Source organism: Pseudomonas deceptionensis, from assembly GCF_900106095.1.
In the GTDB taxonomy this organism is placed as follows: domain Bacteria; phylum Pseudomonadota; class Gammaproteobacteria; order Pseudomonadales; family Pseudomonadaceae; genus Aquipseudomonas; species Aquipseudomonas deceptionensis.
Genome location: NZ_FNUD01000002.1, coordinates 577,005 through 601,131 on the forward strand (window position 1 = coordinate 577,005; position 24,127 = coordinate 601,131).

Sequence of the window (24,127 nt, forward strand, 5' to 3'; positions counted from 1 at the left end):
TCAGTCCGCCTGGGTGACGCGCAGCAGTTCGTCGAGGCTGGTCAGGCCCTCAAGCACTAACCGCTGACCGTCTTGAAACAGGCTGGGTGATCGTTCGCGCGCCTCCCGTGCCAAGTCAGGTTCACTGGCACCCTGGTGGATCAAGTCGGCCAGGACCGCGTTGATGCTGACCAACTCGTAGATACCGGTACGCCCGCGGTAGCCTTGCTGGCAGTGAGTACAGCCCTGCGCGCGATACAGAGTCGGAGTGGCTTGGGCGTCGAGCCCGAGCCGGGTGCAGGTTGGCGGGTCGGCGGGGTAAGGGACTTTGCAGTCAGGGCACAGGGTGCGCAGCAGGCGCTGGGCCAATACCCCGACCAGAGACGAAGCCAGCAGGTAGGCATCGACCCCCATGTCCACCAGCCGGGTGACGGCACCGATAGCGCTGTTGGTGTGCAGGGTCGACAGCACAAGGTGCCCGGTCAACGAGGCTTGCACGGCGATTTCTGCGGTTTCTCGATCGCGGATTTCACCGACCATGACCACATCCGGGTCCTGGCGCAAAATCGCCCGCAAGCCACGAGCGAACGTCATGTCGGCCTTGGTGTTGACCGGCGTTTGGCCGATGCCTGGCAGGTGATATTCCACCGGGTCTTCGACCGTCAGGATATTGCGGTTCGGGTGGTTGAGATGGCTGAGGGCGGCATACAGGCTGGTGGTTTTGCCCGAGCCCGTGGGGCCGGTCACCAAAAAGATCCCGTGCGGGCGCGCCAGGATCTGCTCAAACCGGTTCAGGGTGGTGGCGTGCATGCCCAGGCATTTGAGGTCCAGACGCCCGGCCTGCTTGTCGAGTAAACGCATCACTACGCGCTCGCCATGGGCCGAGGGCAAGGTCGAGACCCGCACATCCACTTCATGCCCGGCGAGGCGCAAGCTGATACGGCCATCCTGGGGCACGCGCTTTTCAGCGATGTCCAGCCGGGCCATGACCTTGATTCGCGATACCAGCAAGTTGGCCAGTTCGCGCTTGGGCCTGAGCACTTCGCGCAGTTGACCGTCGATACGCATGCGAACCGACAGGTAATGTTCGAAGGTTTCAAGGTGTACGTCCGAAGCTTTCTCGCGCATGGCTTCACGTAATAAAGCGTTGATCAGACGAATGATCGGCGCGTCCCCCTCTTGCTCCAGCAGGTCGGCCGTTTGTGGTACTTGCTCGGCCAGGCTCATCAGGTCGAGCTCGTCGTCCAACCCTTGGGCCACTTGCTCTGCTGCGCTTTGGCCGGCGCTGTAGCTGTTGGCCAGGCGTTCGCTGAACTCCCCATCGGCTATCAATTGCATCACCGCCTCAAGCCCTGCCCAGCGCCGCGCTTCGGCCAGCGCGGTCAAGGGTGTATCTGCCCGAATCAACAAGGTGGCCGGGCTGGTCGCAGCGTCCAGCAGCACCCCGAAACGCCGGGCGAAGCTGAAAGGCAAACGTGCGGTTGGCTGGGTCATGGACGGAGTGCTTTGGGCTGACGCAGATCCATCGTGGACGGGTCTTGCATGCTGCCCTCGAACATTTGTTGCGGGTCGCCGGGTAACAACAACGAATTTTTACCTTTGTCGGCCGGCTGACTGAGGTTGCGCAAGGCGTTGTAACGGCTTTCGCTGATCTCACGAATATCGTGTTTGCTGCGCACAATGGTCGGGCGCAAAAAGACCATCAAATTGGTTTTGGTGTGGGTGTCTTTGCTCCAGCGAAACAAGGCGCCTAGATACGGAATGCTGCGCAATAACGGCACACCGCTTTGTTGGGTGCGGATGCTGTCTTTGATCAATCCGCCGATCACGATAATTTCACCGTCTTCGGCCAGAATGGTGCTTTTTAAAGAGCGCTTGTTGGTGATCAGGTCGGTCGAGTCGAGGCCTTGCAAGGTAGTCGCTATCTCGGAGTTCTCCTGCTCGACTTCCAGGCGCAGCGAGCTGCCGTCGTTGATGTGCGGTTTGATTTTGAGGCTGATGCCGATGTCTTGACGGGTAAAAGTCGTATAGGGGTTGTTGGTGCCGTTACCTGTACTGGGCTGAGTACTGGTCTTTAAGGGCACGTTTTGTCCCACCAGAATTTCCGCCTCCTGATTGTCCAGGGTCAGCAGGCTCGGCGTGGACAACACGTTGTTGTTGGTATCGCTGGCCAAAGCCGATATCAGTGCATTGAAGCGATCACCGCCCACTTGCAGCACTGCCCCTTCGGGCAGTTTGGCTTCGCTACCCGACAGCGCACCGATCTGGATATTGGTGCCAGGGAAATTAATTCCACCTTTGGCCCCCCCGGTGTTCATACCCCATTGCACACCAAGGGTTTCAACGATGTCGCCAGAGATTTCGACAATCGCAGCGTGGATCAACACCTGCGAGCGCGGCTGGTCGAGTTGGCGCACGATGTTTTCCAGGGCTCGAACCTGCGCGGCATCGGCCATCAGCACCAAGGCGTTTTGACTGGCATCGGCCGCCACCATGACCTCACGGGACGACACTTTTTGAGTGGCACCGGCCAAGGCCGTTTCTTGCTTCATGCCTTGACCTACCGCAGCCAGCACCTCGGCCAGTTGCTTGGCGTCACTGTGGCGCAAACGAATGACCCGTGAATTTCCTTGCTGGGCGTTGGCTGGCGTGTCAAGCGAACGGGCAAGGGTGCTTAAACGCTTGCGTACCGCTTCACTGCCCAAAATCACCAGGCGATTGGCCGACACGTCCGCAATCACCTGGCTGCTGGCGCCCGTGGCTTTTTTATCCAGCGACTGCTCCATGACCTTGGCAATGTCGCTGGCCAGCCCATGCTTGAGCCCGACCACGGAGTGGTCATAGCGCGTACCGGCATCCAGTTGTCGAACGATATCGACAATACGACGCGTATTGGCCGCGGTATCGGTGATGATCAGCGCATTGGCCGAAGCTGAAGGCCCTACGTAGCCATTGCTCGACACCAGGGGCCGCAACAGGCCCGCAAGGTCGGCGGCCACGCTGGTATTGAGTTCGATCACACGGGTGACAAATGCCTGGGCCGGGGCAGATTGGGTGTCTGCATAACCTGCCTGGGCTTTGGCCTCGGCCGCAGGAATGATCAATAACCGGTCGCCTTGATCGATGATGGAGAACCCCTGAGCATCAAGCACTGAGTAGAACAATCGGCGCACGCCTTCGCGGTCCAGCTCCTGCTCGGAGATCACCGTGATTCGCCCCTGCACCCGAGGATCAAGCACCACGGTTGTGCCCAGTACTGCAGACATTTCCTGCACCACATCACGCAGCTCGGCATCCTTCATTGCCAACTTCCAGTACTGCCCAGCGGCAAAGGCCGCCGATTGAAACAGCAACACACAGGACATCGCACCGTATGCCACAAGACGGCCAATGCCTAACGTATTGAATGGGGTCATGGGGTTTCTCTAAGGTTGGTCGACGAGGGGCCGCAGATGGACGGAAGTGGCTTGCGGTTCAGGGCCGCCGGCCCGTGCGGGTAACACATGCCGACTTGCGGGTTTGAGGCTCAGGCGCTCTTCACGACCATTTCGCCACAGCACCACATGACCAACCTCGACACGACGCAAAACGCTGCCACCGGGCAATTGATCACCCACCGAGTAGAAACGGCTACTTTGCGCGCCTGCCAACAGCGCTTGAGACGGACCTTGAGTCGACACAAAACTGGCCCGCAACTGCAAGGCTTCTGCGCTCTGCACCCAGGTATTTTGAGCGTTGAGGCCCAGGACCGTAGCAATCGCCTCGGGTTTGAATGGCTCGGGCGCTGGCGCAACCAACGCACTGATGGGTGCAAGCACGCGCACCGAACTCAAGGCATCGCGATACTGTTGTTCTTGCCACGCCAAATAACTGCCATAGCCCAAAGGCAATGCCAGCAGCGCGCAACCCATTGCAGATGCCCCATAGCGATTGATCATGCGTTTACATGTGTTCAAAACCGTCTCATCTGGATGCCTTTGCAGTCCCGGTAAACCCTATTGTTCGATTGCGCTTCACGAAAACATGCGCTTGATGATCGGTCGACCCGAACGGTGGTGTTTGATTACTGCCGCCACATGCACGCTCACCAACAACACCAATATTGCGCAGGCCTGCGTATGAATAAGCGCAAAAAATTCATGAACCTCACTGCTGTCAAACGGTTGAGGGACACTGACAACATTAAAAAATCCGATCGGTCTGTCCATCATCAAAACACCTGAAACCAGAACCGTAACAACCGTCAGATACATCATTGTGTGAATAATAAAAGCCAGCCAGGATTCAATATTATTAACGTCCACAGCCGCCGGAAAACCTCGACCAAAAGACACATAAAACCTGAGTATAAAAAGTGGCATCAGCAACAGGCTCAACGACACATTAAAATTTCCAATTACCTGTTTATAACGAGCGGCCTCACTGATAAGCCCCACAGAAAAGCCCGACACCATCAACCACAGAATCAGTAGTGCCGAAAGTGCATGCAGTACTTTTTGCAAAGCTGAATAGTCAACAGCCTTCATCGAAGATTATTTCCTTGCCGTTTAACAAACCGAGCCGCTCATCACAAACAGCTCGGTGTTATTCAGGACTGCTTACTTCTCAGTCCAGGCCATGTCCCAATGCGATCCGATACCCGGTTCATACTGGGTGGCGGTAGGCGAATATTGTGCGCAGTAACCCGAAACCGGCCACGGCTTACATTCGTACACCTGGCCATTTTTTGGCTGCAACACAGTGGTGCCTGCCTTGTAAGCCTTGAAACCTTCCGGGTAGATGGCGTCGTACTCCTGACCGCCACCTTCACCGGTCAGGTTCAGAACTTTCAATTCCTGGAAGTTTTCACGACCATCTGCGCTGCTCGCAATCAGCTTCAGGGAGTGGGCACCCGGGGCGCTGCTAACCGCTACGCTCAACGGCGCAGTGGTCGCGTTAACGGTTTGCTTGGTGTAGCCCACTTGCTTATTGGCTTCGTTGTAAACCGTCGCTTCAACCGTAATATTTTTATTGGTCATCAGGGTCAGGCCAACAGTACCCTTGCCTTTGTCCAACACGTACTCAGCAGCGACATCATGCACGTGCATATAGGCTGCCGGGTCTTGAACCATAAGAACCTGCAACTGGTAGTTGGTGACACCGCTCTCAGCTTTGGCATAGAAGGTATTGGCGCCTTTGATCGGCTCAATGGTGCCTTCTTCGTTGCGAACACCCGCTCGGACTGACTTGTCAGCCGCGTTAACGGTTTGCGCCAGCTTGAAGGACCAGTTCTCTGGCTGGCCTTCTTCCACTGAATCGATACCGACCGAGAAGCTGTATTCAGCACTTTCAGCGCTACCGGTAAAAGCTCGGGCCTTCACGGTGTCGCCTGGCAACAAGGGATGAGTCGGCGTCAATGCGCCGACTTTGGTCCAGCCATCAGGCGTTGATCCCTCGGCGGTAATATTGACATCCACCACGTCGTAAAAAGCTGCCGCGGTGTCATCGACTGTCCAGGCACCCAGAATTACATGCTGGCCAACACGGTCAGCCGGAATCACACAGGCGTGCTTTTTGGCTGCCGGGCCGTTGCCACCCGCTGCGCCGTCAATCGGCACACCACCACCGCCTTCAACGCTGCAAAATGGGGTTAAGTCGAAGTCATCGCGGGTGAGGGGTTGATTAGGGTTCCAATCGGTTTTGGTGACGAAGTATTCCCACTTGGTACTTTTATGGGCTGCGGTATAGAACCAGCTGAATTCTATTTCGCGGTCCTTGATTTCAGTCAGATGCCAGCGGGTGGCAGACTGCGCATCCAGAGCCGAAAACATGGCATTGCCACCGCTTGGAATCTTGCCATCGGCAGGTCCAAATGCAGGGAACCCCTTGGGGGCCTCGCCCACTGTTTGCGGCTCATATTCTGCCGGCCCACAGTTGGTATTCAGGGCCAACCGGCAGGCATAAGCACGCGAAGGTGGCTCGCTCAAGTAACCATGTGCCACCACCTGCTGCGACGCGAACAGCGAAGCCAACAGTGGCAGCGAAGATGCACACCCCATCAAAGCCCGATGCTTAGAAAGTGCAAATTTCATATAAAGTTCCTTAGTTCTTATTAAGCAGTCGTTACGACTGCTACTTTTGGCACCACACACTCAAGCAACACACGCAACACACGCAACATCACAAAAAACGATGGCAATTTAGTTATTGTTAATTATTCGCAACATATAACTACAATTTGCACCGATTAAAAATTGGTAACTATCAAGGAAAAATCCCACAGCAAAATAATATCTTTCGCTGCGACACATAAATAAATGGCTGTCAGATTTTACGGGCATTGGAAAATATGTATGCAGGGAATTTCCTACATACTTGTAGGAAACTTAAGAGCTGTTTGGATGACTATCATCCATATACCAACACAAGTACCGCTATAAAAAAACGCCAAAAAAAACCCGGCATTTGCCGGGTTTTTTAATCAATCAACCTTACTCGTGATACTGGCCCGAAAACTCGTGTACAGCGCTGATAAAGGCGCCTGCGTGTTCTGGCTTCACTTCAGGGGTAATGCCATGACCCAGGTTGAACACGTGGCCCGAACCGTTGCCGTAGCTGGCCAGGATGCGCTTAACCTCGGTGCGGATCGCCTCCGGGTTGGCGTACAGCACGGTCGGGTCCATGTTGCCTTGCAGCGCAACCTTGTTGCCCACACGCTTGCGGGCTTCACCCAGGTCGCACGTCCAGTCCAGACCCAAGGCGTCAGCGCCTGCGTCGGCAATGCTTTCAAGCCACAGACCGCCGTTCTTGGTGAACAGGATGACCGGCACTTTGCGGCCTTCGTGCTCGCGGATCAGGCCGCTGACGATTTTGCGCATGTATGCCAGGGAGAATTCCTGGTATGCCGCTGACGACAGGTTGCCGCCCCAGGTATCGAAGATCTGGACCGCTTGCGCGCCGGCCAGGATCTGGGCATTAAGGTACGAAGTCACCGACTGCGCCAGCTTGTCGAGCAGCAAGTGCATAGCCTGCGGGGTGTCATAGAGCATGGCCTTGGTTTTGCGGAAGTCCTTGGACGAACCGCCTTCAACCATGTAGGTGGCCAGGGTCCACGGGCTGCCCGAGAATCCGATCAGGGGCACGCGACCATTCAGCTCTTTGCGAATGGTGCTGACGGCGTTCATCACGTAGCCGAGGTCTTTATGCGGGTCGGGAATCGGCAACGCTTCGATGTCGGCCAGGGTACTGACGACCTTTTTAAAGCGAGGACCTTCGCCGGTTTCAAAATACAGGCCCTGGCCCATCGCATCAGGGATGGTCAGGATATCGGAGAACAAGATGGCCGCATCCAGCTGTGGGAAGCGGTCCAGAGGCTGCATGGTGACTTCACACGCGAATTCGGCGTTCTTGCACAGGCTCATGAAATCGCCGGCCTTGGCGCGGCTGGCACGGTACTCCGGCAGGTAGCGGCCGGCCTGACGCATCATCCAGACAGGCGTTACGTCTACGGGTTGCTTGAGCAAAGCGCGAAGGAAACGGTCATTCTTGAGAACAGTCATGTCAGCATCCGGAAAAAAAGTGGGGGCATTTTCTCAGAGACGGACGCAAAAGGCACGGCAAGTGCCGTGCCTTTTATCTATCGGGGCGATTTGACGCGGTTTTACCCGCAAATACAGTTTCCTGTAGCCGCTGCCGAAGGCTGCGAAAAGGGCCGAAGGACCTTCGCTCTTCAGGGAGAAGAGCGACCCCTTCGGGCTCGATCGCAGCCTGCGGCAGCGGCTACAGGGGATCGGGTTACACGCCCAGGTAATCCATGATCCCTTCAGCCGCAGTACGGCCTTCGAAGATCGCGGTCACTACCAGGTCAGAACCGCGCACCATGTCACCACCGGCAAAAATCTTCGGGTGGCTGGTCTGGTGCTTGAACTGCGACTGTTCAGGCGCAATCACGCGGCCCTGGCTGTCGGTCTGGATCTCGAACTGGTCGAACCATGAAGCCGGGCTCGGGCGGAAACCAAACGCGATGATCACGGCGTCTGCCGGAACGATCTCTTCGGAACCCGGAATCGGCTCAGGGCTGCGACGGCCACGGGCATCCGGCTCGCCGAGACGGGTCTCGACCACCTTCACGCCTTGAACCTTGCCTTCACCCACAATGGCGATCGGCTGACGGTTGTAGAGGAACTTCACTCCCTCTTCCTTGGCGTTCTTCACTTCTTTACGCGAGCCGGGCATGTTGGCTTCGTCACGACGATACGCACAGGTCACCGATTTGGCGCCCTGACGAATCGAAGTCCGGTTGCAGTCCATGGCCGTGTCGCCACCGCCCAGTACCACAATCTTTTTGCCTTTCATGTCGACGAAGTCTTCCGGCGACTTTTCAAAGCCCAGGTTGCGGTTGACGTTGGCGATCAGGAAATCCAGCGCATCGTGCACGCCTGGCAGGTCTTCACCGGCAAAACCGCCCTTCATGTAGGTGTAGGTGCCCATGCCCATAAACACGGCGTCGTACTCGGCCAGCAGCTGTTCCATGCTGATGTCCTTGCCGATTTCGGTATTGAGACGGAACTCGATACCCATGCCGGTAAACACTTCGCGGCGGTGGCTCAGTACGGTTTTTTCGAGCTTGAATTCCGGGATGCCGAAGGTCAGCAGACCGCCGATTTCCGGGTTCTTATCGAAGACCACCGGGGTCACGCCCCCACGCACCAGCACGTCGGCACAGCCAAGGCCCGCAGGGCCGGCACCGATGATCGCCACACGCTTGCCGGTCGGTACGACTTTGGACATGTCCGGGCGCCAGCCCATGGCGAAGGCCGTGTCAGTGATGTACTTCTCCACCGAGCCGATGGTCACGGCGCCAAAACCGTCGTTCAGGGTGCAGGCACCCTCGCACAGACGGTCTTGCGGGCATACCCGGCCACACACTTCGGGCAGGGTGTTGGTCTGGTGCGACAGTTCGGCGGCGGCGAGGATGTTGCCCTCGGCCACCAGCTTGAGCCAGTTGGGAATGAAGTTATGCACAGGGCATTTCCATTCACAGTACGGGTTGCCACAACCCAGGCAGCGGTGGGCCTGCTCGGCCGACTGCTGGGGTTTGAAGGGTTCGTAGATTTCCACGAACTCTTTTTTGCGTTGACGTAACAGTTTCTTCTTCGGATCTTTGCGCCCGACATCGATGAACTGGAAGTCGTTACTCAGACGTTCAGCCATGGTTAAAACCTCATCAAACTTTTCAGGCGCATATCACTGCGGGTTGGCACGGATGCTGGAAAGCAGCGATTTCAAGCTGGCAGCCTTGGGCTTGACCATCCAGAAACGACGCAAGTAATCATCGAGGTTTTCCGAGAGGTTGCGACCCCACTCGCTATTGGTTTCCTCAACGTATTCGTCCAGCACGTGTTGCAGATGGTTGCGATATGCCTCCATCGCTTCGCCGCTGATCCGCTGGATTTCCACCAGCTCGTGGTTCACCCGGTCGACGAAGGTGTTGTCCTGATCCAGCACATAGGCGAAACCGCCTGTCATGCCTGAGCCGAAGTTGTAACCGGTTTTGCCCAAGACGCAGACGAAACCGCCGGTCATGTATTCGCAGCAGTGATCGCCTGTGCCTTCAACCACGGTGTGAGCACCGGAGTTACGCACCGCGAAACGCTCGCCCGCCGTGCCCGCTGCAAACAGCTTGCCGCCGGTTGCGCCGTACAGGCAGGTGTTGCCGATAATGGCGCTGTCCTGAGTTTTGTAGATACTGCCTACAGGCGGAACTATCACCAGCTTACCGCCGGTCATGCCTTTGCCTACGTAGTCGTTGGCATCGCCTTGCAGGTACATGTTCAAACCACCGGCGTTCCACACACCAAAGCTCTGACCTGCAGTGCCTTTGAAGCGGAAGGTGATCGGTGCTTTGGCCATGCCCTGGTTGCCGTGAGCACGGGCGATTTCGCCCGAGATACGTGCACCAATCGAACGGTCACAGTTGCAGATGTCGAGGTCGAACTCGGCGCCGCTCATGTCGTTGATGGCTGAAGTGGCCAGATCGACCATCTTCTCGGCCAGCAGGCCTTTGTCGAATGGAGGGTTGCGCTCTACCTGGCAGAACTGCGGCTTGTCGGCCGGGATATGGTCGCTGCCCAGCAGTGGCGACAGGTCCAGGTTGTGCTGTTTGGCGGTCTCGCCCTGCAGGATTTCCAGCAGGTCGGTACGCCCGATCAGCTCTTCCAGGGTGCGCACACCCAGTTTGGCCAGCCACTCGCGGGTCTCTTCAGCCACGTAGGTGAAGAAGTTGATCACCATGTCGACAGTGCCGATGTAGTGGTTTTTACGCAGCGATTCGTTCTGGGTCGCGACGCCGGTGGCGCAGTTGTTCAGATGGCAAATACGCAGGTATTTGCAACCCAGGGCGATCATCGGCGCGGTGCCGAAGCCGAAGCTTTCAGCGCCCAGAATGGCTGCCTTGATCACGTCCAGGCCGGTTTTCAGGCCGCCGTCGGTCTGTACCCGCACTTTGCCGCGCAGATCGTTGCCGCGCAGGGTCTGGTGGGTTTCCGCCAGGCCCAGCTCCCACGGAGCGCCCGCGTACTTGATGGAGGTCAGCGGTGATGCACCGGTGCCGCCGTCATAGCCGGAGATGGTGATCAGGTCAGCATAAGCCTTGGCCACGCCTGCCGCGATGGTGCCTACACCCGCTTCTGCTACCAGCTTCACCGAGACCAGCGCTTTCGGATTGACTTGTTTCAAGTCAAAGATCAGCTGTGACAAGTCTTCGATGGAATAGATGTCGTGGTGCGGCGGTGGTGAAATCAGGGTGACGCCCGGTACGGCATAACGCAGTTTGGCGATCAGGCCGTTGACCTTACCGCCCGGCAGTTGCCCGCCCTCACCCGGCTTGGCGCCTTGGGCAACCTTGATTTGCAGCACTTCGGCGTTGACCAGGTACTCCGGGGTCACACCAAAACGGCCAGTGGCCACTTGCTTGATTTTCGAGCTTTTGATGGTGCCGTAACGCGCAGGGTCTTCGCCGCCTTCACCGGAGTTGGAGCGTGCGCCCAAACGGTTCATGGCTTCAGCCAGAGCTTCGTGGGCCTCTGGCGACAGGGCGCCCAGCGAGATACCGGCCGAGTCGAAGCGCTTGAGGATCGAGTCCAGCGGTTCGATGTCGTCGATGGACAGCGGCGTATCGAGGGTCTTGACCTTGAACAGGTCGCGGATCATCGACACCGGGCGCTTGTCGACCAGGGCGGTGTATTCCTTGAACTTGCTGTAGTCGCCCTGTTGCACGGCGGCTTGCAGGGTGGCCACCACGTCCGGGTTGTAGGCGTGGTATTCGCCACCATGGACGTACTTGAGCAGACCGCCTTGCTGGATCGGCTTGCGCGCGCTCCAGGCTTCGGCCGCCAGCAGCTTTTGTTCAGCTTCAAGGTCAATGAAACGGGCGCCCTTGATGCGGCTTGGCACGCCACGGAAACTCAGGTCGCAAATTTCTTCGGACAGGCCGATGGCTTCGAACAGCTGCGCACCACGGTACGAAGCAATGGTCGAGATGCCCATTTTCGACAAGATCTTGAGCAAGCCCTTGGTGATGCCTTTGCGGTAGTTCTTGAACACCTCATAGAGGTCGCCCAGGACTTCACCGGTGCGGATCAAATCACCCAGCACTTCATATGCCAGGAACGGGTACACCGCCGAGGCGCCGAAACCGATCAGCACTGCAAAGTGATGCGGATCGCGGGCGGTCGCGGTTTCGACCAGGATGTTACTGTCGCAACGCAGGCCTTTTTCGGTCAGGCGGTGATGCACAGCGCCCACAGCCAACGAGGCGTGAACTGGCAGCTTGCCCGGCGCGATATGACGGTCGCTCAGAACAATCTGCGTACGGCCAGCGCGGGCAGCTTCTTCGGCCTGATCGGCAATGTTGCGCACGGCCGCTTCAAGACCGACGCTTTCGTCGTAGTTGAGGTCGATGATCTGACGCTCAAAGCCCGGCAGGTCGAGGTTCATCAGCGAACGCCATTTGGCAGGCGAGATCACTGGCGAACTGAGGATGACGCGGGAGGCATGCTCCGGCGATTCCTGGAAGATGTTGCGCTCGGCACCGAGGCAGATCTCGAGCGACATGACGATGGCTTCACGCAGCGGGTCGATCGGCGGGTTGGTGACCTGCGCGAACTGCTGGCGGAAGTAGTCGTACGGCGTGCGCACGCGCTGGGACAGCACGGCCATTGGCGTGTCATCACCCATCGAGCCTACAGCTTCGTAACCTTGTTCGCCCAATGGACGCAGCACCTGATCGCGCTCTTCGAACGTGACCTGGTACATCTTCATGTATTGCTTGAGCTGATCGACGTCGTAAAACGCTGAACCGTGGTCGTGGTCGTCAATGGTGGCCTGAATGCGCAAGGCATTCTTGCGCAGCCACTGTTTGTACGGGTGGCGCGACTTCAAGCGGTTGTCGATGGAATCGGTGTCCAGCACCTGACCGGTTTCGGTGTCAACGGCCAGGATCTGACCCGGCCCCACGCGGCCTTTGGCGATCACGTCTTCAGGCTTGTAGTCCCATACGCCGATTTCCGAAGCGATGGTGATGTAGCCGTTGGTCGTCGTCACCCAGCGCGCCGGGCGCAAGCCGTTACGGTCGAGCAGGCAGACCGCGTAACGACCGTCGGTCATTACTACGCCAGCCGGGCCGTCCCACGGCTCCATGTGCATGGAGTTGTACTCATAGAACGCCCGCAGATCGGGGTCCATGGTTTCAACGTTCTGCCACGCGGGTGGAATCAGCATGCGCACGCCACGGAACAGGTCGATGCCGCCGGTGACCATCAGCTCCAGCATGTTGTCCATGCTGGAGGAGTCAGAACCCACGCGGTTAACCAGCGGGCCGAGCTCGTCGAGGTCGCCGATCAGGTCGTTGGCAAACTTGGTGCGACGGGCCTGAGCCCAGTTACGGTTGCCGGTGATGGTGTTGATCTCGCCGTTGTGGGCAAGAAAGCGGAATGGCTGAGCCAGCGGCCATTTCGGCAAGGTATTGGTGGAAAAGCGCTGGTGGAACACGCAAATCGCGGTTTGCAGACGCTCATCGCTCAGGTCCGGATAGAAGGCGGTAAGGTCCGCCGGCATCATCAGGCCTTTGTAAATGATGGTCTTGTGGGAAAAGCTGCAGATGTAGTGATCGGTATCAGCCGCGTTGCTCACCGAAGAACGGCGACGGGCGCTGAACAGTTTGATCGCCATGTCCTGATCGCTCAGGCCATCGCCTGCGATAAACACTTGCTCGATCTGCGGCAAACGCTCCAGTGCCAGACGGCCCAGAACGCTGGTATCGATTGGCACCTTGCGCCAGCCCACCAGTTGCAGGCCGGCCGCGAGGATTTCGCGATTCATGTTGCCGCGGGCCGCTTCGGCCTTGATCGGGTCCTGGTTGAAAAACACCATGCCGACCGCGTATTGCTTGGGTAGATCAGCACCGAACTGCTCTTTGGCGGTTGCGCGCAAGAACAGATCAGGCTTTTGAATCAGCAGGCCACAACCGTCACCGGTCTTGCCGTCTGCGTTGATCCCACCGCGGTGGGTCATGCAGGTCAGGGCTTCAATGGCGGTTTGCAATAGGGTATGACTGGGCTCGCCCTGCATATGGGCAATCAGGCCGAAACCACAGTTATCCTTGAATTCATCGGGGTGGTACAGACCTGCTTTCATAGACACTTTCTCACCAGGCTGCCCCAAAAAGGGGCAAATTTCTTTTAATTCAACCACTTGCTCCCCGCGCTGAACGTACGCCAGCTTGGCAGGGGCAAAAGGGTGGTCATTCTACACACCGCCGTAAAGGCCCACAAATTAAGCGGCGACTAACCGTAAATTCATGTCGCATTTATGAAGGTTTAAAGCGATTGGTCGTGCTAGTCAAAACATTTTTGATGTTGACCGCCACACGGCGCAGACACCACAAGGCACACGACTTAGAAGTCGCATGCTCAAGCAGGATGTTTGATGGACTAGAACGGCGACCTGGGTAAGGTCGCCGGATCATCAGCGAGCTGTAGCCAGCTCTTTTTGGACGCTGGCGACAGTGCGAGGCCAAGGTTTACCAGCCTGTGTCTTCGCTGGCAAGTTCTTGATTGCTGCAGTTGCTGCAGCATGGCTTGGGAAGTTGCCGTAGGTCACAACGAACAGAGGCTTGCCGTTCAAGGTTTTCTTGAAGTAGCGAGCATCACCGCCCAGTTCTTTAGCGACGCTTTGCGCAGACGCTTCAGAGCTGGTGCCGACGATCTGCACGACATAGTTGTTGGCTGGCTGGCTGGAATACCAGCTACCGCCCGGTGCGGCCTTGGCCAGGGTGACCGGTTTCTCGACCGGTTTGACCACTGGTTTGGCTGCCGGGGCTGGAGCAGGCTTGGCGACCGGTGCTGGCGCAGGCTTGGCCACCGCCACAGTTGGCGCTGGGGTTGGTCGCGGCGTCGCCACTGGCGCTGGGCCCGATGGCACGCCAACCGGCGGCGCAGTGGTGGTCACGGTCGGTGGCTGAGCAACGCCGCCATCGACTGCTGGCACACCACCATCGTCGCCTTCTGCGATACCGCCAGCCGCTTCAGCCAACGGGCCGCGCATAACCGGCTGTGACTGGCCGACCAGAGGCAATGGCATCGGCTGTGAAGAGCCGGCGAAATCAACCGACGGCTGGGCACCGCCATTCGGCGCGGCCTGACCCAATTGAGTCTGCTCGGCACCCGGTGTGGCTGGCGCCTTGCTGCGACCCGGAATCAAAAAGGCAGCGGCAACAGCCACTACCACTACGGCACCAATGGCCAATACGTGTTTCTTAGGCATCTTGAACCCCATACTTGGACGCTTGACCGCTGAGCGGCTGGCAATCATGGCTTCGATCATTGCATCGCGGGCGACCTGGTTGATAGTGCCAGGCCAGCCTTCGGAGCTCTCGTGTATATCTGAGATCTGCTGAGCGCTAAAGAGTTCGATCCCGGCCCCGGCACCTTCGAGGCGCTGAGCCAGATATTCGCGGGTTTCATCCAGGGTATACGGCTGCAATTCAATGACATGGAAGCGCTCTTCATCAGCGCTTAGCTCCTCAAGCCCGGCAATCATCGATGGTTCGCCGAACAGGAACACATGCGGACGGCCTTCGGGCGCACCCGCAGCCAGCGCCAGCAATGCTTCCAGCGCAGACTCGTCGAGCTGCTCGGCATCATCGACCAGCAAGTAGACTTCCTGCCCTGTGAGCGCCAGCTGCACCACTTGCTTGAGAATCGAACCCACATCGGGGCGCTCGACATTCAGCGTTTGTGCCACCTGACGCAAGATGCCAGCGGCATCGCCAGCGCCCCGCGCCGAGACTACGACACTCTGCACCGACTGCTTGTTGGTGCTCGCGACCAACGCCTGGCGCAGCAAGGTTTTGCCGCTGCCCTCAGGCCCGACAACCACTAAAAGCAACTGACTGTAGCGGGCAAGGTGGTGCAACTGGCCGAGCACCGGCTTGCGCTGGGCAGGGAAAAACTTGAAGCCCGGAACCCGTGGTGCAAAGGGATCATGGTTGAGCTGGAAGTGACCGAGGAACGCCTCGTCGGCATGCAAACTAGTCATCGGGATCTTATTAACCTTTAAGCTGAGCCAGTGCGCGGTAATCCGCACCCAGCGTGGCTTGTAGAACCTCTTGTGGATAATCGTCAGTCACTGTGGCTTCACCGATGCGACGCAACAGCACCAGTCGCATACGACCGTCGATCACTTTTTTATCAACTGCCATGTGTTGCATAAAGTCGGCCGGAGTCATTTCGGTCGGCGGCACCACTGGCAAGCCGGCGCGCTGAAAGACCCGAATGCCGCGGTCACGCTCTGCATCACTGATCCAGCCCAGACGGGCGGACATTTCCAGCGCCATCACGGTACCCGCTGCCACGGCCTCGCCATGCAACCATACGCCGTAACCCATATGGGTTTCGATGGCATGGCCAAAGGTATGCCCGAGGTTGAGGGTGGCACGCACGCCTGCCTCGCGCTCATCGGCACCGACCACTTCAGCCTTGGCGGCGCACGAACGTTGAATCGCGGCAGTCAGGGCGACCTGATCCAGCTCACGCAGCGCATCCATGTTGTCTTCAAGCCAGGTCAGGAACGGCTCGTCGCAAATCAGGCCGTACTTGATGACTTCCGCCAGCCCTGCAGACAGCTCGCGGGCCGGGAGGGTGTTAAGGGTTGCGGTATCAATCAGCACCAGGTTGGGCTGATAGAAAGCACCGACCATGTTTTTGCCCAGCGGGTGGTTGATGCCGGTTTTACCGCCCACCGACGAATCTACCTGGGACAGCAATGTGGTCGGCACTTGAATGAAATCGACGCCACGCTGATAGCAGGCTGCTGCAAAACCGGCCATGTCGCCGATCACACCGCCGCCCAAGGCGATGATGGTCGTGCGGCGGTCATGGCGCGCCGTGAGCAGGCCATCAAATATCAGCTGCAGGGTTTCCCAGGTTTTGAACGACTCGCCATCGGGCAGAATGATCGGTACTACCGAGAACTGCGCGAGACTGCGGGTAAGACGTTCAAGATAGAGTGGCGCGACCGTGGTATTGGTCACTATGGCCACTTGGCGGCCGGCAATGTGCGGGGCCAGCAACTCGGGCTGATCCAACAAACCTTCGCCAATATGAATCGGGTAGCTACGCTCGCCTAGATCAACCTTCACTGTCTGCATGAATCCCCGCGTTGAAACAGGACGCCAGCGCCCTGCTTCGCAATTATCAAGTGATGGCATACCGTAAACGGGCATGCTCGGCGCCGAGAATAGCGCATTTCGTATCGCACTTTAATGGTCTAGCGCAGTGGCTTTGTAGTCGCGGTCGAGGTACGAGGCTGCGATCGACGGCGAAGCCGTCGTAAAGTCGGGCACTGATTGCAGCCTCAGTGCCCTGGCGCTGCTACCGGGGTGCCAGTTGCGCCAGACGCTCGAGAATATCCAGAACAACCATGCGCGGCGGCCGCTCATCGGTTTCAACTACAAGGTCGGCGATTTCCCGATAAAGCGGATCGCGGATCGCCAACAGGTCACGCAGGATTTTTTCCGGGTTCGCATTGCGCAGCAATGGCCGATTGCGATCACGCGAGGTGCGGGCAACCTGCTGTTCGATAGAGGCGTGCAAATACACCACCCGACCGCCATTGCGCAGCGCCAGCCGGTTTTCAGGGCGCATGACCGCACCACCTCCGGTCGCCAGCACAATGCCATTCTCATGGCACAGCTCGACAATCATGGCCGTTTCGCGATCGCGGAAACCCGGCTCACCTTCTTTATCGAAGATCCACGGGATATTGGCACCCGTGCGCACTTCAATTTCCTTATCGGAATCTTTGAACGGCAGGTGCAACTCTTTGGCCAGCAAACGTCCGATGGTGCTTTTTCCAGCCCCCATTGGCCCAACAAGAATCAAATTTCGCACAGAATCAATGACTCACAGCAATCGCCTGGTTGTTCATGATACGCGGAGTCAGGAACACCAGCAGTTCGGATTTTTTTTCCAGGACAACGTCTCTACGGAAAAGTCGGCCAACATACGGCAGATCGCCTAAAAATGGCACTTTATCTACCACTTTGCTTTGAGTATTTGAGAACACGCCCCCAATAACAATGGTTTCACCATCCCTGACCAGCACCTTGCCCCGCACCTCATTCTTCCTGATGGGTGGCACATCTTGGACTTTATTCATGTAATCGGGCTCATCCTTGGTCACGATGACTTCCATGATGACACTGTTGTCAGGCGTGATTTGCGGCGTCACTTCCAGCGACAACGAGGCCTCCTTGAACGACACCGATGTGGCCCCGCTTGAGCTCGACTCCTGATAGGGAATCTCGGTGCCCTTAAGGATCTTGGCGGTTTCCTTGTCTGAAGTAACCACCTTGGGCTGGGAGATGATTTCGCCATTGCCTGTTTTCTCCATGGCGGTCAGCTCCAGATCCAGCAGCACATTGTTGGCAACATAGGCGATGCCCAACCCCGAGGTAGTGCCCAAAACACCCAGATCCACAAAGGGCGACCCTACATTGCCGGGCGTCAAGTCCGGGCCGGCCGGGCGAGTGATACCGCCTGCACTCCAGTTGCCTGCATTGCGCAGCGCCCCACCCCAACGAACGCCCAGGCTTTTCTCGAAGTCCACGCCCGCCTCCACAATACGGGCCTCGATCATGACCTGACGGACCGGCACATCCAGTTGAGCGACGATGCGCCGCAACTCATCCAGCCGCTCGCCAGACTCAAGGGCAATAATGCTATTGGTGCGCTCATCCACGGTTATCGACCCCCGCCCGTCACTGCCAGGCTGGGTACTGGTCACCGACTGAAACAACTTGGCGATATCTGCCGCCCGGGCGTAATTGACCTGCACCAGCTCTCGGCGCAAAGGTGCGAGCCCGGCCAGTTGACTGCGCAACTCAAGCTCATCCCGCTCGCGGCCGGCGATGTGTTCAGAAGGGGCAATCAACAGCACATTGCCCTCAAGGCGCTTGCCCAGCCCCTTGGTTTTAAGCACCAGATCCAGCGCCTGATCCCAGGGCACGTCCTGCAAGTTAAGGGTAATCCTGCCCTGCACCGCGTCGCTGACCACCAGATTGAACCCGGTGAAATCTGCCAGTAACTGAAGCACCGTGCGCACTTCAACATCTTGAAAGTTCAGCGACATTTTCTCGCCCACATACAGCGGGCCCGCGACTGATGATGGAGCGGCCTGAGCAAGCGCCAGTGTTGACTGCGAATTCAGCGCACTCCATAGCGCCAGTACGCAGACCGGTAAAATCCTTTTCATGGTGTATTTCCGTTAAGACTGCTGTTTTAAAGGGATCGTCAGGGACCTCTCCAGCCAACCGCCCTGACCATCAGAAATCACTTCAAACACTTCAACATGCGCCGCCTCTATCGAAGCGATCTGGCCATTATTGCGGCCCAGGTAATCACCCACCTTCAAACGATGGATAGCACCATTGGCCCGCAACAAGGCGTTCGCTTCCAGCTCACTGGACAGGGTGCCGACCATTTCCATCTGCTCAAGGTCGAAGCCCTCCAGAAACTGCCTGGCCCGGTCACCGTCAAGCTCATCACCGGCAAGGCTTGCCTGCCAACTACCCGCCCGGTCCCCGGGTACAACCTGAAAAGGGCTGCGCAGCGTAACCACCTCATACGTAAACAGACGTGGAGCCGTAACAGCCGGAGCAAGAGGAATGGCGTTGCCCGGGCGCTCCCGGGTGGCCTGCAAATAGCTGCGGAGCTCAGCCGTACTCTGTGCGCTGTCGCACCCGGCCAACCCCGCCAGCAATCCAATGCCCAATAGTCGTAAGCCAACATTCATGGGATCAATCCTTGATCATGGGTGCGGTAGGTTCTGGCCATCAGCGTCATGCGTAACTGGCCCCCATCTGCGCCGTTGAGCGGCGCCAACGAGAAATCATGCAGGGTGACAATGCGCGGCAAACTCGCCAGGGCGCTGACGAAAAGCCCCAGATCGTGATACCCCCCGGCAAGGGTCATCTGCAGTGGCAATTCGCTATAAAACGGCTGAAGGACTTCGGGCAACCACTGGATATGCTCAATCACCAGACCAGTGGCCATACCCAGCCGCGAAACCTCATCAAGCAGACCAGGTACCTCGGCCTGAGCAGGCAGTTGCTTGAGCAGCGCGCTGAACGTGGCTTGCAGCTCGCGCATCTGCATCTCGTAGGCATCGAGGTTCGCAACCTGTGCGGCCCTGGACTCAAATTCGGCTTTCAGGACGACTTGAGCATCCTGTTGCTGTTGCAGCCGGGCGACCTGCGGCTCAAGCAGCAGTGAGTACCCCAACACCAGCACCAGGCCCAGCCAGGCCGACGCCATGGCTATTTTGCGCCTTGGCGACCACGTCCCGGGGCTCCCGAAGTCCAGCTCCCGCAGGTCGAAACTGCGCACGCTCACCAGCCAGTGTGCGGCCATCACAGCTGGCCGCCAGCAGGCGCATGCCGGGCTTCGCGTACCGTCATCTGAAACTGCCGCTCATGCCCTCCGTCATGGGCAGAAGCAGCTTTGACTTCGTTCAGTTCAGGCGTTTCCAGCCAGTGTGAAGCATCCAGATTGCGCATCAGTTGCGAGACAAGGTTGCCGCTCTGGGCAACCCCCGTGATCACGATGGTGCCTTCCGTCATTTTCACGTCGGTGAAATACACGCCATCCGGCAAGCTGCGCGCCAATTGCTCCAGAATGATCCCGCTGCTCGAACGGCTGCTTTGCAACATATCTATCGTTTGCATGCGCTCAAGCAATTGCTCGCGGCTCACTTTCAACTGGTCGATTTGCTCGGCACGGCCATCCAGCTGAAACGTGGCACTTCTGATCAGGTCATTGCGCTCCAGCTGGCGCTCTACCAGGGTGTCGATAAACTGGTCAGCAGCAAACAGCCCGCACGCTGCAACTGCAGACAGGACGGCCAGCACAATCAAAAAACGTTTGCGTCGCTTTTCACGCAACAACGCGCGCCAGGGCAGCAAATTGATTCTCGCCATTAATCACTCCCCCTCAAGGCCAGACCGCAGGCAGTCAACAGCATCGGAGCATCGCAAAGCAAGGTTTCAGGGGCGAGTGCGGGATTAAGGTCCATGGCTGAAAAGGGGTTGGCGACGCGCACTGGCGTGCCGAGCCGGGCTTCAACCCACTGACTCAACCCCGGGGTCGTCGCTGCAGCGCCGGCCAACAGGATCATGCCGACCACCCCCGCAGCGCCGGACTCGACAAACTGCTCAAGCCCGAGCCCCAGGTGCTGGACGACACTCTCCTCGAAGCCCTGCGCCCCTGCCATGCCTTGCCCGAACAGCAGCTCGCGGGAGTAGATCACCTGACCCTGGCGCACAATGCTCAGCAAGGTCATATGACTCCCGAAATCGACCACGGCCACTGCCTCTTGCTGCGAAAGGTCCGGGACCGCTGCCTCAACCCCGCGCGCCAGGGCATGGGCCTGTACCTCCACCACTCGCGGGGTCAGGCCGGCACCGATCAAGACCGAGCGATACCACTCAAGCGCCTCCTGGCGGCACGCCACCATTTGCACCGCAACCTGCCCGGCATGGTTCGATGAGCGGCCCTGAACCTCGAAATCCAGCGCTACATCTTCAAGCGCATAAGGGACGTATTGCTCTGCTTCAAGCCGTACATGCAACTCAAGATCGGCTTCGCTCAGGCCCGACTCCACTTCAAGTGTTTTACTGATGAGCAGCTCATCGGGCATCGCTACCACGGCATCGCGCGCCATCACACCCGCTTTTTCCAGCGCCTTGAGCAATACCCGTATGACACTTTCGGCCCCGGAGCAGGTCAGATCATTCATAAGCCCTGCCGGCAGCGGCTCGATGGCGTAAGCCTGCAGCCTGAACTCACCCTGCGAGCGGCTCAATTCGACGATTTTTATTGCCTGTGCAGTGATATCGACACCTACGCAACGATGGCGATTTTTGCCAAATAATCCGGGCACCGTAGATTTCCCTAATGCTATCCGTGACTTACGGAGGGTAAAAAATGACATCCGTTCAAAACCTGTTCTGACATGCGGCTCATGACGCCCATGGCCGAAAAATGCTTATAATGCCGGGCGTTTTTTTCCGTATCGTCGACCCGGCGCAACTGCGCACTACCCTGACGTGCAAACCATTTCTTAATCTGGAAATCCAAAAGCCTTGATTCGTCTGCTGAAGTTTTTCGGGTGGTCATTCGTTGCTGTGTTCTGCGGGCTGTTGCTCGTGTTGAGCGGCGCGTTTCTCTATCTTAGTCCTGGCTTGCCGTCCGTAGAGTCGTTGAGAAGCATCCAGTTGCAGATTCCTTTGCGGGTCTACACCAGCGACGGAAAGTTGATCGCAGAGTTTGGCGAAATGCGCCGCTCACCGATCAAGTTCGCCGACATTCCCCCCAATTTCATCAATGCCCTGCTCTCGGCAGAAGATGACAACTTCGCCAATCATTACGGGGTCGACCCCAGTAGCCTGATGCGTGCCGCTACCCAGTTGGTAAAAAGCGGACACATACAATCAGGGGGTAGCACCATCACCATGCAGGTGGCGAAGAACTATTTCCTATCCAGTGAGCGGAGCTTTTCCCGCAAAACCAACGAAATCCTGTTGGCCCTGGAGATTGAGCGCGAGCTGACCAAGGACGAAATCCTTGAGCTGTATGTGAACAAGATCTACCTGGGCAACCGCGCTTACGGCATTGAGTCCGCCGCGCAGGTTTACTACGGCAAGTCGATCCGCGACCTCAGCCTGGCGCAGATGGCAATGATCGCCGGCCTGCCCAAGGCGCCTTCGCGCTTTAACCCGCTGGCCAACGCAGTACGCAGCAAAGAGCGTCGCGACTGGATCCTGGGCCGCATGTACAAGCTGGGCAAAATCGATCAGGCCAGCTATGAAGCGGCCATCGCAGAGCCCGTCAACGCCAGCTACCACGTACCTACTCCGGAAGTGAGTGCGCCTTACATCGCTGAAATGGCCCGCGCCGAAATGGTCGGGCGCTACGGCAGCGAGGCTTACACCGAAGGTTTCCGTGTCACCACCACAGTGCCAAGCAACCTTCAGGAGCTGGCCAACACCGCCGTGCATGAAGGCCTGATCGCTTACGACCAGCGCCATGGCTACCGCGGCCCCGAGTCGCGCTTCCCGGGCAAGACCCTGGCCGTGTGGACTCAAGAGCTCGCCAAGCAGCGCCCGATCAGCGGCCTTGAGCCCGCGATCGTGACCCAGGTCGACAATAACGGCCTCAACGTACTGACCCGCACCGGCGAGGCTCACGTTTCCTGGAACACCATGAAATGGGCGCGCAAGTTCCTGAACACCAACAGCATGGGCCCGATGCCCAAGCAGCCTTCCGATGTCGCACAAGTCGGCGACCTGATTCGCGTGCAGCCGCAGACTGATGGCAGTTACAAGTTCAGCCAGGTGCCTACGGTGCAAGGTGCACTTGTATCGCTGGACCCGGACAACGGCGCCATTCGTTCGTTGGTAGGGGGCTTCGCATTCGAGCAGAGCAACTACAACCGTGCGATGCAGGCCAAACGCCAACCCGGCTCGAGCTTCAAGCCTTTCGTTTACAGCGCTGCGCTGGATAACGGCTACACGGCGGCCACCCTGGTGAACGACGCGCCGATCGTGTTTGTCGACGAGTATCTGGACAAGGTCTGGCGCCCGAAGAACGACACCAACACCTTCCTCGGCCCGATCCGTGTCCGTGAAGCGCTCTACAAGTCGCGTAACCTGGTGTCAATCCGCCTGCTTCAAAGCCTGGGCGTGGACCGCACCATCGACTACATCAGCAAATTCGGTTTCAACAAGGATGACCTGCCGCGCAACCTGTCGCTGGCCTTGGGTACTGCGACCCTGACCCCGATGGAAATTGCCACCGGCTGGAGCGTATTCGCCAACGGCGGTTACAAGATCACGCCGTATTTGATCGACAAGATCGAAAGCCGCAACGGCGACACCCTGTTCGTGGCCAACCCGCCAAGCGTGCCTAAAAATGCCGCCAAGGACACGCCACCTGAAGCCGCAGCACTGACCATCGACACCATCAACGCCGCGCCCGGCCTCCCGACGGTGGAAACACAAGCGGTAGCCGAGCGGATTGTCGACGGACGCACCGCTTACATCCTCACCAGCATGTTGCAGGACGTGATCAAGCTCGGCACCGGCCGCCGCGCACTCGCGCTGGGGCGTACCGATCTGGCAGGTAAAACCGGTACGACCAACGAATCCAAAGATGCATGGTTCTCCGGCTACAACGCCGATTACGTCACCACCGTGTGGACCGGTTTCGACCAACCCGAAAGCCTGGGCCGTCGTGAATACGGGGGCACTGTTGCCTTGCCGATCTGGATGACTTACATGGGGGGCGCGCTCAAAGGCAAGCCTGCCCATACACAGCCTGAACCCGAAGGCATCCTCAGCTTGCGGATTGACCCCCTGAGCGGCCGTATCGCCTCACCGGGCACCCCTGGCGCCTATTTCGAGCTGTTCAAGAGCGAAGACACGCCACCGACCAACAGCGAACTGGGCAACAGCGTCGCCCCGGGCAGCCCGCTGCCGGCCGATGACGGTGCGCCAATCGATCTGTTCTAGTGCGCGGGCGGCAAGTGAAAAGCGGTAATGCACGTACCGCTT

The 24,127-nt window shown here is 58.2% G+C and carries 17 protein-coding genes; 1 reads left to right on the forward strand and 16 read right to left on the reverse strand.

Translation table 11 applies throughout. From position 1 onward, the window contains the following. The 16 genes from gspE to pilM form a co-directional block, all read right to left on the reverse strand. Positions 1-1,473 carry a type II secretion system ATPase GspE gene (gspE, locus tag BLW11_RS02435; protein ID WP_048360429.1) on the reverse strand — a complete coding sequence of 491 codons (1,473 nt, stop codon included), beginning with the start codon at positions 1,471-1,473 and terminating at the stop codon, positions 1-3. Further along, positions 1,470-3,395, reverse strand: coding sequence for a type II secretion system secretin GspD (gene gspD / locus BLW11_RS02440; protein ID WP_048360430.1), 1,926 nt, complete (start codon positions 3,393-3,395; stop codon positions 1,470-1,472). Before gspD ends, gspE begins: the two co-directional genes overlap by 4 nt. A 9-nt stretch (positions 3,396-3,404) precedes the next feature. Next, positions 3,405-3,917, reverse strand: coding sequence for a type II secretion system protein N (locus BLW11_RS02445; protein ID WP_241486138.1), 513 nt, complete (start codon positions 3,915-3,917; stop codon positions 3,405-3,407). A 75-nt stretch (positions 3,918-3,992) separates the two neighbouring features. Next, positions 3,993-4,505: a cytochrome b gene (locus BLW11_RS02450; protein WP_048360431.1), complete on the reverse strand. Its 513-nt coding sequence runs from the start codon at positions 4,503-4,505 to the stop codon at positions 3,993-3,995. 72 nt (positions 4,506-4,577) lie between these two features. Then, positions 4,578-6,050 carry an N-acetylglucosamine-binding protein GbpA gene (gbpA, locus tag BLW11_RS02455; RefSeq protein ID WP_048360432.1) on the reverse strand — a complete coding sequence of 491 codons (1,473 nt, stop codon included), beginning with the start codon at positions 6,048-6,050 and terminating at the stop codon, positions 4,578-4,580. A gap of 399 nt (positions 6,051-6,449) precedes the next feature. Further along, complete coding sequence (gene hemE / locus BLW11_RS02460; protein ID WP_048360433.1) at positions 6,450-7,517, reverse strand: uroporphyrinogen decarboxylase; 1,068 nt, start codon at positions 7,515-7,517, stop codon at positions 6,450-6,452. 235 nt (positions 7,518-7,752) lie between these two features. After that, positions 7,753-9,171 (reverse strand): FAD-dependent oxidoreductase, encoded by a 1,419-nt coding sequence (locus BLW11_RS02465; protein WP_048360434.1) that lies wholly within the window; start codon positions 9,169-9,171, stop codon positions 7,753-7,755. Positions 9,172-9,204: 33 nt separating this feature from the next. Then, positions 9,205-13,653: a glutamate synthase large subunit gene (gltB, locus tag BLW11_RS02470; RefSeq protein ID WP_048360435.1), complete on the reverse strand. Its 4,449-nt coding sequence runs from the start codon at positions 13,651-13,653 to the stop codon at positions 9,205-9,207. A gap of 330 nt (positions 13,654-13,983) precedes the next feature. Continuing rightward, entirely contained in the window at positions 13,984-15,555 is a 1,572-nt protein-coding gene (locus BLW11_RS02475) for an AAA family ATPase (protein ID WP_048360436.1), read from the reverse strand. Between the two features lie 10 nt (positions 15,556-15,565). Next, a complete protein-coding gene (gene aroB, locus BLW11_RS02480) occupies positions 15,566-16,666 on the reverse strand; it encodes a 3-dehydroquinate synthase (protein ID WP_048360437.1) in 1,101 nt (366 codons plus the stop codon). Between the two features lie 223 nt (positions 16,667-16,889). Continuing rightward, on the reverse strand, positions 16,890-17,408 hold the full coding sequence (aroK, locus tag BLW11_RS02485; RefSeq protein WP_048360438.1) for a shikimate kinase AroK: 519 nt from the start codon (positions 17,406-17,408) through the stop codon (positions 16,890-16,892). Positions 17,409-17,412: 4 nt separating this feature from the next. Beyond that, on the reverse strand, positions 17,413-18,771 hold the full coding sequence (locus BLW11_RS02490) for a type IV pilus secretin PilQ (RefSeq protein ID WP_048360439.1): 1,359 nt from the start codon (positions 18,769-18,771) through the stop codon (positions 17,413-17,415). A 12-nt stretch (positions 18,772-18,783) separates the two neighbouring features. After that, a complete protein-coding gene (locus tag BLW11_RS02495) occupies positions 18,784-19,311 on the reverse strand; it encodes a pilus assembly protein PilP (protein WP_048360440.1) in 528 nt (175 codons plus the stop codon). Beyond that, positions 19,308-19,928: a type IV pilus inner membrane component PilO gene (locus BLW11_RS02500; protein ID WP_048360441.1), complete on the reverse strand. Its 621-nt coding sequence runs from the start codon at positions 19,926-19,928 to the stop codon at positions 19,308-19,310. The genes BLW11_RS02495 and BLW11_RS02500 overlap by 4 nt, the downstream gene beginning before the upstream one ends. Beyond that, the gene (locus BLW11_RS02505) at positions 19,928-20,494 is read right to left on the reverse strand and encodes a PilN domain-containing protein (RefSeq protein ID WP_048360442.1); all 567 of its coding nucleotides are present in this window, start codon (positions 20,492-20,494) and stop codon (positions 19,928-19,930) included. The genes BLW11_RS02500 and BLW11_RS02505 overlap by 1 nt, the downstream gene beginning before the upstream one ends. Beyond that, positions 20,494-21,456 carry a type IV pilus assembly protein PilM gene (pilM, locus tag BLW11_RS02510; protein ID WP_048360443.1) on the reverse strand — a complete coding sequence of 321 codons (963 nt, stop codon included), beginning with the start codon at positions 21,454-21,456 and terminating at the stop codon, positions 20,494-20,496. Before pilM ends, BLW11_RS02505 begins: the two co-directional genes overlap by 1 nt. Positions 21,457-21,661: 205 nt before the next feature. Here pilM and BLW11_RS02515 point away from each other — a divergent pair, with 205 nt between their 5' ends. Continuing rightward, complete coding sequence (locus BLW11_RS02515; protein ID WP_420912219.1) at positions 21,662-24,085, forward strand: penicillin-binding protein 1A; 2,424 nt, start codon at positions 21,662-21,664, stop codon at positions 24,083-24,085. The last annotated feature ends 42 nt before the right edge of the window (positions 24,086-24,127 follow it).

What these genes read in the sequence shown, in the direction of transcription:
- gspE (WP_048360429.1), bottom strand. Translation starts at nt 1,473, where the DNA reads ATGACCCAGCCAACCGCACGTTTGCCTTTCAGCTTCGCCCGGCGTTTC.
- gspD (WP_048360430.1), bottom strand. Translation starts at nt 3,395, where the DNA reads ATGACCCCATTCAATACGTTAGGCATTGGCCGTCTTGTGGCATACGGT.
- BLW11_RS02445 (WP_241486138.1), bottom strand. Translation starts at nt 3,917, where the DNA reads ATGATCAATCGCTATGGGGCATCTGCAATGGGTTGCGCGCTGCTGGCA.
- BLW11_RS02450 (WP_048360431.1), bottom strand. Translation starts at nt 4,505, where the DNA reads ATGAAGGCTGTTGACTATTCAGCTTTGCAAAAAGTACTGCATGCACTT.
- gbpA (WP_048360432.1), bottom strand. Translation starts at nt 6,050, where the DNA reads ATGAAATTTGCACTTTCTAAGCATCGGGCTTTGATGGGGTGTGCATCT.
- hemE (WP_048360433.1), bottom strand. Translation starts at nt 7,517, where the DNA reads ATGACTGTTCTCAAGAATGACCGTTTCCTTCGCGCTTTGCTCAAGCAA.
- BLW11_RS02465 (WP_048360434.1), bottom strand. Translation starts at nt 9,171, where the DNA reads ATGGCTGAACGTCTGAGTAACGACTTCCAGTTCATCGATGTCGGGCGC.
- gltB (WP_048360435.1), bottom strand. Translation starts at nt 13,653, where the DNA reads ATGAAAGCAGGTCTGTACCACCCCGATGAATTCAAGGATAACTGTGGT.
- BLW11_RS02475 (WP_048360436.1), bottom strand. Translation starts at nt 15,555, where the DNA reads ATGACTAGTTTGCATGCCGACGAGGCGTTCCTCGGTCACTTCCAGCTC.
- aroB (WP_048360437.1), bottom strand. Translation starts at nt 16,666, where the DNA reads ATGCAGACAGTGAAGGTTGATCTAGGCGAGCGTAGCTACCCGATTCAT.
- BLW11_RS02490 (WP_048360439.1), bottom strand. Translation starts at nt 18,771, where the DNA reads ATGAAAAGGATTTTACCGGTCTGCGTACTGGCGCTATGGAGTGCGCTG.
- BLW11_RS02495 (WP_048360440.1), bottom strand. Translation starts at nt 19,311, where the DNA reads ATGAATGTTGGCTTACGACTATTGGGCATTGGATTGCTGGCGGGGTTG.
- BLW11_RS02500 (WP_048360441.1), bottom strand. Translation starts at nt 19,928, where the DNA reads ATGGCCGCACACTGGCTGGTGAGCGTGCGCAGTTTCGACCTGCGGGAG.
- BLW11_RS02505 (WP_048360442.1), bottom strand. Translation starts at nt 20,494, where the DNA reads ATGGCGAGAATCAATTTGCTGCCCTGGCGCGCGTTGTTGCGTGAAAAG.